Here is a 7667-nt window from a genome sequence, read left to right on the forward strand (position 1 = left end):
GGCCCGCTCCTGCCTGGCATGACGGCGCCTGCGGGCGCCGTCATGCTGTCTGCGGCTGGATCCTGACTGCCAGCCAACTCGCCACCCTGCCCCTGACTTCCGGCCCGTGCCGGGCTCGGGTATTGCTGTCAGTGCGCGGCCCCGCCTGACCCCACGTGCCGCGCAGGCACGTTGATGTTCCCGCACATCTGGCAAGGAGAGTGGAGCATGGTCCGTACCCCGTCCCCGGTTGTCCCGCTGCATATCGAAGCCTCCCGCGTGCTCGGGTGGAGCACTGCCATCGCGGTCCATGCGCTGGCCCTGATGCTGTTGTTGATCCCGGCTACCCAGCCCCTGATCAAGGCACCCCGCGAACGCATGCAGGTGACCTGGGTACTGCCTCCGCCGCCGGAGATCATCCGCCACCCTCCGGCGGACCCGCAGCGGCTCCCCCCGACCGTGCCCGTGACCACGCAACGCGCGCCGGCACCGCTGCCGACCCCCACCGCCACCCTCGACGAGGCGCTCGCGGTGGCACCGATGCCCGCCAGCGAGACCGCCGCACCGGCGCTGGAATCTGCCCCCGCCGTGCCGTCGCCCGCCGCCGGAGCCCAACTGCAGTACCGCAGCGCGCCACCCCCGCCGTATCCCGTCGCGGCGATCCGCCTGGGCCAGCAGGGGACGGTCCTGCTGCGCATCCGGGTCGACAGCGAGGGCAACCCGGTTGCGGTCAGTATCGAGAAGAGCAGTGGTTCGCGCGTGCTCGACCAGGCCGCCCGCCAGCAGGTGCTGCGTCACTGGCGTTTCGTACCAGCTCTCGTCGATGGGCAGGCGGTCGCCGCCGATGGCCTGGTTCCGGTCGATTTTTCGTTGCCGCGCTGAGTGAATGGGAGCCCCGTGACGGGGCTCCCCATTCACAAACTGAGACGCACAGCATCTTTCCCCAATTAAGCAATTTTTCACTCTTGCGTCACACGACGGAAACCTAGATTGGCGCCGTTGGCACCGTTCTGGTGTCGACTCAATGACATTTAGGTTTTCCCAGTCAGGAGAGAAGCTGTGAAACACCCGATCCAACGCCGCGACGACAGCCGCCGCAATACCCTGGCCCATTCCATTTCCACGATCCTCACCAGCGGCGCGCTGCTGCTGGTAGGGGCCATGGCGTCGTCCTCCGCGTTCGCGCAGGAGCAGGCGACCAACCTTGACCGGATCACCGTCACGGGGTCGAACATCCCCCGCACGAACACCGAAACCCCCTCCCCCGTCCAGGTGGTCACCCGCCAGGAGATTGACCGGACCGGCAAGACCACGGTCGCCGAGTACCTGCAGACCCTGACCGCGGATGGGTCGGGCTCCATTCCCAAGACCTTCGGCAACGGCTTTGCCGGCGGTGGCGCGGGCATCTCGCTGCGCGGCCTGGGCGCCGGCTCCACGCTGGTCCTGTTGAACGGCCGCCGCATGGCGACCTACGGCCTGGCCGATGACGGCCAGAAGGTCTTCACCGATCTGAGCACCATTCCGCTGGATGCGGTCGAGCGCATTGAAGTCCTCAAGGACGGCGCTTCTGCGATCTACGGCTCGGACGCCATCGCCGGCGTGGTCAACATCATCCTGCGCAGCGACTTCAACGGCGCCATCCTGCGCGCCTCCTACGGCCTGTCCGGTGACAGCGATGGCGATGCCAAGAAAGCCACGCTGACCGCCGGTACCGGCGACCTGGCCACCGATGGCTGGAACGCGTTCTTCAGTTTGGACGTGGGCAAGACCGACGCGATCAAGATCAGCGACCGCAAGGACCGCAAGTGGATCGGCACGGGTGACATCCGTCGCTACGGGTATGGCAACAACGCGCAGTTCCTGGGTGGCGCCTTCCTCAACGGCGGCACCAGCGGCGGCGTCGGTCCGAATGGTTCGGTCTTCGACGACCGCGCCGTGACCGATGACAATCCCGCCTTCCTCGTTGCGCTCCCGGGCTGCGCGGGCTTGACCACCATCCCCGGCCAGAACGACGTCACCGCACAGCAGCAAGGCTGCCTGTGGGATCCGGCCCAGCTGTACCGTGACCTGACCCCGGAAGAGAAGTACGTCAACGTGTTCGGCCGCGCCAGCTTCGCCTTCGGCGAGGGCGGTGAGATCTACACCGAGATCGGCTACTCCAAGAAGGAAACCACCTTCAGCAATACGCCCTCCGGCGTGTCGGGCGGCTGGGGCTATCCGGAAGGTCCGGTCAACGCCAACAGCGGCCCCGGCGCTACCGTGCTGAGCCCGACCCACCCGGACAACCCGATCCCGGGCCAGGCCTCGCGCCTGCGTTACTCGGCCTGGGATGTCGGCCCACGTGTGACTGAGAACACCAACGAGTTCAACCGCTTCCTGGTGGGCGTCAAGGGCAACTGGGGCGAGTGGAGCTACGACACCGCCTACCTGCATTCGGGTACCGACCTGGTCAACAAGCGCACCGGCTTCCTGAACTACGACGCGGTCCGCTGCGTGCTCGGCAACCCGGCCTGCCCGGCGGGCGTGTGGCGCATTGGCGACAATGCGGGGCTCAACTCGCAGGCCCTGTATGACTACATCTCGCCGGACATCAGCGCACGCGCCAAGTCCAGCCTGGACATGTTCGACTTCACCGTGTCGCGCAGCCTGATGGATCTGAAGGGTGGCCCGCTGGGCCTGGCGCTGGGTACCGAATGGCGCAAGACCAGCAACAGCCTGACCCCGCAGACCTTCACCGACCAGGGCCAGATCATCGGTCTGGGTTATTCGGCCTATGACGGCACGCAGAACGTCTACGCCGGCTATGTCGAGTTGTCCGCCCCGGTGCTGGAACAGTTGGAACTGTCCGGCGCGGTGCGCTATGACAAGTACGAAAGTGGCGAAGGCAAGGCGACGCCGAAGCTCGGCGTGAAGTGGACGCCGGCCGATTGGATCGCGGTCCGCGGCAGCTATGCCGAAGGCTTCCGCGCGCCGAACCCGGCCGAAAACGGCGATGGTGGCCTGGCCGCCTTCTCCAATGCCCGCGATGCACTCCGTTGCGACCTGCAGCCCAACTTGACCAACTGCAGTTCGCGACCGGTGGCGATCATCACCCGCCCCAATCCCGACCTGAAGCCGGAAGAATCCAAGAGCTACTCGTTCGGCGTGGTGCTGCAGCCCACCTCGAGCACCTCGATGACGGTCGATGCGTGGCAGATCAAACGCACCAACGAAATCGCGCAGGGCTCCACGGCCGATGCCATTGCAGCCGGGAACGTGCTGCGTGACAGCGATCTGATCAACGGCATTCCCAACACCGGCACGATCCTTGCGGTGAACACCGCGTACATCAACGCCGCCTCCACCCGCGTGCGCGGTATCGATACCGACATCCGCCAGACCTTCGACATCGGTCCGGGCCAGCTGGAAATGGACCTGCAGTGGAGCCATGTGCTCAAGTTCGAGCGCACCGATTCGGATGTGACCGTCGATTACGCCGGTACCCACGGCAACTGCGACGTCACCAACTGCATCGGCACCCCGAAGGACCGCATCAACTTCGGTACCACCTGGAAGCAGGGCCCGTGGAGCGTCAGCGGCGTGGCCAACTACATCTCCAAGATGGAGAACACCGACTTCCGCGGTCCGGATGGCGAGTACCAGTTCGCCTACGCCGACGGCACGGACGTCACCAAGATCTCCTCGTTCACCACCTTCGACCTGTCCGGTCGCTGGAACATCACCGAGGCCTTCGAGTTGAACGCATCGGTGCAGAACCTGTTCGACCGCATCGCTCCGCTGGATCCGACCACTTACGGTGGCGTGAACTACAACCCGCTGCACTTCAGCGGCGCGATCGGCCGTTACTTCACCGTCGGTGCCAAGTACACCTTCGAATGAGGTAGCCGCACTTGGGGAACAAGGAGCCCGGGCAGTGCCCGGGCTTTTTGTTTGGATCGCGGCACGCGGGTAAATCGCGGACAAGAAAAAGCCCCGCATCGCTGCGAGGCTTTTTCTCGAATCTTGGCGCCCGAAGTTGGACTCGAACCAACGACCCCCTGATTAACAGTCAAGTGCTCTAACCGGCTGAGCTATTCGGGCGGGGTGCGCATTGTAGCCCGTTTTTCGCGAGATGTAACCCGTCTGGAGGCAACTATTTCACGCGCGATGATACGGATGGTTGGCCAGCATCGCTGCAGCGCGGTACAGCTGCTCGGCTACCACCAGGCGCACCAGCATGTGCGGCAGCGTCAGCGGGCCGATCGACCATTTCTCATCTGCCATCGCGGACACTTCCGCCGAATGGCCTTCCGGCCCGCCGATCAGGAAGGCCAGGTCCCGGCCCTGTCCACGCCAGTGCTCCAGCCGCTGCGCCAGCTGCTCGGAGCTGAGCTGGCGTCCCGGCACATCGAGCGCGACCACGTAGGCATTCTTCGGCAGCGCGGCGATCACCCGCTTGCCTTCGTCATCGGTCGCGCGGCGCGCATCGCGCCCTTTCCCGCGCAGGCCGGGTTCGATCTCGACCAGCTCGAACGGCAACCAGTGCGAGAGCCGCTTCTGGTACTCGGCAAAGCCCTGCGCAACCCACGAGGGCGCGCGCTCGCCAGTGGCGATCAGCTTGGCTTTCATGTCTGTCCTCCGCAGCCACCACAGGCGGCGCCGCAAAAGACAACGGCGCCATCGGCGCCGTTGTCGTGACCGGGCACGCTGCGATCAGCGCGCGTCGTAGTCGTCGTCCGCATCGTCGAGCAGTTCGATCGGCGGCTGGTCGCCCACCGTCCACAGGCGCTCGAGCGCGTAGAACTCACGCACGCGCGGCAGCATCACGTGAACGATCACGTCGCCCAGGTCGACCAGCACCCACTCGGCTTCGCGCTCGCCTTCCACACCCAGCGGCATCACGCCCAGCTTCTTGGCGAACTTCACCACTTCGTCGGCGATCGACTTGACGTGACGGCTGGAGGTGCCCGACGCGATCACCATGTAATCGGCGACGCTGGAGCGGCCGATCACGTCGATCTCAACGAGATCCTTGGCCTTCAGTTCTTCGGTGGCCCCGCGCACGCACTCGAGCAGCTGCAGAACGGAGGGCGCCGGATTGGGCAATTGGACCTTGATGGTCTGGGGCTGGGCTTGGTTGCTCAAAGCGGGTCAACTCGATAAATGTGGGGCCGATTATACGGGGCGGCGGGCCCGCGCGTATTCACGACGGTGTCGCGCCGTACAGGCGGTGGTCGATGATGTAGCCCGCGACAGCCTCAGGCAGCAGTTGCTGCCAGGGCCCGGCGGCGGCGATCTGCGCGCGTACCGCGGTGGCTGATTCCTCGCGCAATGGGGCCTGCAGGCGCATCAGGCGCCCGGCTGGCGCGCTGAACAGCTCACGCTCGTGACTGGCCCAGCGCCCTTCCAGGGCCTGCGCCAGCACCGGGTCGAGGGTGTCGGCCAAGGGGCTGCCCGGGCGGTCGGCGACGATGAAATGCGCCAGATCGAACAACGACGCCCACTGGTGCCAACTGGGCAGGGCCAACAGGCTGTCGGCACCGACCAGCCAGGCGATCGGCTGGCGCGGGCCCAGCTCGGCACGCAGCTCGCGCAGGGTATCCACGGTATAGGACGGCACACCGGGCTGGCGCCCGGCCCGGTCCAGCTCACGCCGGTCCAGCAGCAGGCCGGGCTCCTCGCCGATGGCCAGGGCCAGCATGGCCAGGCGCTGCGCGGCATCGGCGCCGGGGGCGGCACGGTGCGGCGGATCGGCGGCGGGCAGCAGGCGGACGGCGACCTGCAACTGGTCGCGGGCGGCGCGGGCAATGGCCAGATGGCCCAGATGGACGGGATCGAAGGTCCCGCCGTAATAGATGCGCAGCCCCATGGGCTCAGGCCCGGGCGAGCAGGCGCACGGCGCGGGCTTCGGAGACGGCGATCAGCAGCCGCTCCAGCGCCAGCCAGGCGTCGCCATCGGCGCGCCCCTTGGCGATGCGGTCCACCAGCCCCGCCTCGGCCACGAAACGCTCCCAGCGCTTGACCTCGGGGTGACGCTGCAGCGCGCGCTTGAACGGCGCCTGCCGCGACTCCCAGATGCCACGGCTCTTCATTTCCGCGGTCAGGTTGCCGCCGCGCGCCTGCACCCGCGCCAGACCGGCGGTGGAGAGCAGCTCGCGGATCACGATCGGCGTCAGCGCCGCCACCGCTTCACCCTCGGCACGCAGGCCGGCGATCATGCGCAGGACGGCGGCGGGCTGGCCGGAGAAGGTCGCCTCGACCAGACGGAACACGTCATAGCGGGCGGCATCGGCCACCAGCGATTCCATGGTGTCCACATCCAGGGTCTGGCCGTCGGCCAGCAGTGCCAGCTTGTCGATCTCCTGGGCAGCGGCCAACAAATTGCCCTCCACCCGTTCGGCCAGGCGCTGCACGGCCTGCGGGTCGGCGCGCAGGCCCTTGCCACGCAGCCGGCGCTCGATCCATTCGGTCAGCTCATGCGGCTTGATTGCCCAGGCCACCGAGATCACTCCGGCGCGGCCCACCGCATCGGCCCACTTGGTCTGGTGGGCCTTGCTCCATTCGTTGCAGGTGATCAGCAGGATCACGTCCGGCGCCGGGTTGGCACAGAACTGGCTGATCACCTCGGCGCCTTCCTTGCCCGGCTTGCCGCTGGGCAGGCGCAGTTCCATCAGGCGTCGGGCACTGAACAGGCTGGGCGCATTGAAGCTGGCGTCGAGCTGGTTCCAGTCGAAGTCACGGCCATCGGCATCGAAGACTTCGCGCTCGTTGACGCCATCGGCGCGCGCACGTGCACGCACGGCATCGGCGGCTTCAAGCACGCGCAGCGTTTCCGGACCGGCAATCAGATACACCGGGGCCAACGGCTGGCTGGCCGGTTGGCTGGCGAGCTGTTCGGGGCGCAGTTCCATCCGGGCAGGCCGATCCGCAGGCGGACCGGGCTCAGCGCCCCTGCGGGACGACGGCGGGGACCGCCGGCGTCGGGGTCGTCGAGCTCGGGCTTGCCGGGGTCGCCGCTGGGATCTCAACCGGTGTTTCCACCGGCGTCGTACCGGGCTTGGCCGGGGCGCGGCCATGCTCCAGTTCGGCGCGGACCACGCTGTCGATACGGCGCATGATCGACGCAGACATCTCACGGCGCAGTTCGTCGGCGAGGATTTCGCGTTCGGTCGTGGTACCGGTGGCGTCGGTCGGTGGCGACACGTAGTCGCGCGAGAGTTCGATCACCTGCTGCGGCACCAGCTCGCTGCCGTCTTCGCGGCGGAAGATGAAGATCACCGCATAGCGCAGGCTGTACTCCTGGGCACGGCCCTGGGCATCGATCGCGATCGGCAGATCGCCCCAACGCTCGGACAACACCTGCAGCTGCGAAGCCGGGCCCGTGCTGTCCGGATCGGCCAGCTGCGCCCCGGAGGCCTGCAGGCCACGGCGCAGCAACTTGACCAGTTCGCTGTAGGGCGCGGTGGAGACCACCTGCACCGCAGCCGTATCGGCCGGCAGCATCAACTTGTTGCGCAGATGGAAGCCGCACCCGGCAAGGGTTGCGGTCAGGACAAGGGCAAGCAGGAATCGGGTCATGGATACAGTCTGTAGGAGCCGGGCGGTCGCGGCAACAAGCAGTGATCGTGCCGGATGCCGCGTGAACAGGACTTGATACCGGACGGCCCACAGGGCGTTTCCGCCATCGGCCCATGGAGATCGGTGGGGCC

7 protein-coding genes and 1 tRNA gene are annotated in these 7667 nt (G+C 67.0%); 2 read left to right on the plus strand and 6 right to left on the minus strand.

What is annotated here, in order from left to right; all coding sequences use genetic code 11:
* The first annotated feature begins 207 nt into the window (after positions 1-207).
* Both ACE026_RS13125 and ACE026_RS13130 read left to right on the plus strand, forming a co-directional pair.
* Positions 208-861: an energy transducer TonB gene (locus ACE026_RS13125; RefSeq protein ID WP_486039333.1), complete on the plus strand. Its 654-nt coding sequence runs from the start codon at positions 208-210 to the stop codon at positions 859-861.
* Between the two features lie 177 nt (positions 862-1038).
* A complete protein-coding gene (locus ACE026_RS13130) occupies positions 1039-3858 on the plus strand; it encodes a TonB-dependent receptor (protein WP_319623591.1) in 2820 nt (939 codons plus the stop codon).
* A gap of 124 nt (positions 3859-3982) precedes the next feature.
* Here ACE026_RS13130 and ACE026_RS13135 read toward each other — a convergent pair.
* From ACE026_RS13135 to ACE026_RS13160, 6 genes are all read right to left on the minus strand, one after another.
* Positions 3983-4059: transfer RNA gene (locus ACE026_RS13135), tRNA-Asn, on the minus strand.
* 57 nt (positions 4060-4116) lie between these two features.
* Complete coding sequence (gene rlmH / locus ACE026_RS13140) at positions 4117-4587, minus strand: 23S rRNA (pseudouridine(1915)-N(3))-methyltransferase RlmH (protein WP_259259584.1); 471 nt, start codon at positions 4585-4587, stop codon at positions 4117-4119.
* Between the two features lie 84 nt (positions 4588-4671).
* On the minus strand, positions 4672-5103 hold the full coding sequence (gene rsfS, locus ACE026_RS13145) for a ribosome silencing factor (RefSeq protein ID WP_121038588.1): 432 nt from the start codon (positions 5101-5103) through the stop codon (positions 4672-4674).
* 58 nt (positions 5104-5161) lie between these two features.
* On the minus strand, positions 5162-5827 hold the full coding sequence (gene nadD, locus ACE026_RS13150) for a nicotinate-nucleotide adenylyltransferase (RefSeq protein ID WP_486039334.1): 666 nt from the start codon (positions 5825-5827) through the stop codon (positions 5162-5164).
* Between the two features lie 4 nt (positions 5828-5831).
* The gene (gene holA, locus ACE026_RS13155) at positions 5832-6869 is read right to left on the minus strand and encodes a DNA polymerase III subunit delta (protein ID WP_486039335.1); all 1038 of its coding nucleotides are present in this window, start codon (positions 6867-6869) and stop codon (positions 5832-5834) included.
* Between the two features lie 31 nt (positions 6870-6900).
* Entirely contained in the window at positions 6901-7536 is a 636-nt protein-coding gene (locus ACE026_RS13160) for an LPS-assembly lipoprotein LptE (protein WP_486039336.1), read from the minus strand.
* Between the last annotated feature and the right edge of the window lie 131 nt (positions 7537-7667).

This window comes from Stenotrophomonas sp. AGC87 (genome assembly GCF_057333975.1).

Excerpts from the sequence above, each read along its gene's own strand:
- ACE026_RS13160 (WP_486039336.1), bottom strand. The coding sequence starts at position 7,536 with ATGACCCGATTCCTGCTTGCCCTTGTCCTGACCGCAACCCTTGCCGGG.
- rlmH (WP_259259584.1), bottom strand. The coding sequence starts at position 4,587 with ATGAAAGCCAAGCTGATCGCCACTGGCGAGCGCGCGCCCTCGTGGGTT.
- nadD (WP_486039334.1), bottom strand. The coding sequence starts at position 5,827 with ATGGGGCTGCGCATCTATTACGGCGGGACCTTCGATCCCGTCCATCTG.
- ACE026_RS13125 (WP_486039333.1), top strand. The coding sequence starts at position 208 with ATGGTCCGTACCCCGTCCCCGGTTGTCCCGCTGCATATCGAAGCCTCC.
- holA (WP_486039335.1), bottom strand. The coding sequence starts at position 6,869 with ATGGAACTGCGCCCCGAACAGCTCGCCAGCCAACCGGCCAGCCAGCCG.